Source organism: Oleiphilus sp. HI0043 (genome assembly GCF_001634935.1).
Genome location: NZ_LWEY01001481.1, coordinates 1 through 1,207, shown reverse-complemented (window position 1 = coordinate 1,207; position 1,207 = coordinate 1). Strand labels below are relative to the sequence as shown.

Sequence of the window (1,207 nt, the reverse complement as noted above, 5' to 3'; positions counted from 1 at the left end):
GTTGTCTATGAAGAAGTCGCAGCGTTTGAAGGTAGTTCTTGATCAGGCAGAGCGAAACGAGCAAGCGGCTTTGGAGCAGATGACAGCTGCAAAGCGCTATTTGGACGATCAGACTGCGCAAATGGATAATCTCAAACAATATCATAATCAATACCTTGCTGATATGAAGCGAGGCCTTGGTAGCGTCCAGAGCGTTACTCAATTGCAGTCAAGCTTGCACTTTGTTAATCAAATTGATGTCGCAATCCAGCAACAACAGCTTGTTGTTGATCAGGGACAAAAAGCGTTCAATATTACCAAAGAAAAGTGGTCAGCTTTGCACCAAAAAACCAAAGGCTTGGCAGACCTTATTCAGCGCTACAAGGATGAGGAAAACGCACTTGCCGACAAGCGTGAGCAAAAGCAGTTGGAAGACGCTCTTCAAGCCAGGATGTTTCGCCGAAAATAGATCGCTGCATCAAAGGCTTGGCTTAATAATAAGCTTCATTGATGATCAATCCTTTCTATAGCCTCTCATTGCCGATCTAGGGATAAAAAATCAGTTTATGATTTGTGGTATTCCTGAAAATAGCTACTAAAGTTAGTTGAAGAAATAACTATTTGGTGAGATTTAGGCTGATTATGAGTGAAGCAGCAATTGAGTTAGAAGGTGTTGTGAATATCGCTAAGGTTGAGTCGCTACATCATGAGATGGAAGAGATTCTTAAATTAGCATCTCCAACCGTTATCAGTGCGGGAGAAGTATCGAGAGTGGATACTGCAGCCTTGCAATTATTTGCTTCCTTTTTTACTTCAATGCGTACTGCTGAGGCTGAAGTTTCTTGGGGAAGCGTGTCCGAAGAGTTGCAAGCGGCTGCTAAGTTAGCGGGCTTGGAACAAATGCTAAATCTTAACTAAATGTTTTTGAATTTTGATTTCTTAGGGAAATTGCTTAATCGTCGCATACGGGAGAACGTAGATGGCAACAATATTGGCGGTAGATGATTCTGCCTCAATGAGACAAATGGTTTCATTCACTCTTAAAGGTGCTGGCTTTGATGTGATAGAAGCTGCAGATGGACAGCAAGCACTAGATAAAGCAAAAACTACTGCTGTTGATCTGGTTTTATCCGATGTGAATATGCCTGTAATGGATGGTATTGAGTTAGTTAAGAACCTCAGAACCTTACCGGATTATAAGTTTACTCCAATCTTAATGTTGACCACC

3 protein-coding genes are annotated in these 1,207 nt (G+C 41.7%); all 3 read left to right on the top strand.

The window, feature by feature from the left end:
• Positions 1-448: flagellar export protein FliJ (gene fliJ, locus A3729_RS21110; RefSeq protein ID WP_156498059.1), on the top strand; the 448-nt coding region annotated here is incomplete at its 5' end.
• A 173-nt stretch (positions 449-621) separates the two neighbouring features.
• Positions 622-897 (top strand): lipid asymmetry maintenance protein MlaB, encoded by a 276-nt coding sequence (locus A3729_RS21105; protein ID WP_068507368.1) that lies wholly within the window; start codon positions 622-624, stop codon positions 895-897.
• Positions 898-958: 61 nt separating this feature from the next.
• The coding region (locus A3729_RS21100; RefSeq protein ID WP_068634251.1) for a response regulator at positions 959-1,207 on the top strand (249 nt) is incomplete at its 3' end.

What these genes read in the sequence shown, in the direction of transcription:
- A3729_RS21105 (WP_068507368.1), top strand. Translation starts at nt 622, where the DNA reads ATGAGTGAAGCAGCAATTGAGTTAGAAGGTGTTGTGAATATCGCTAAG.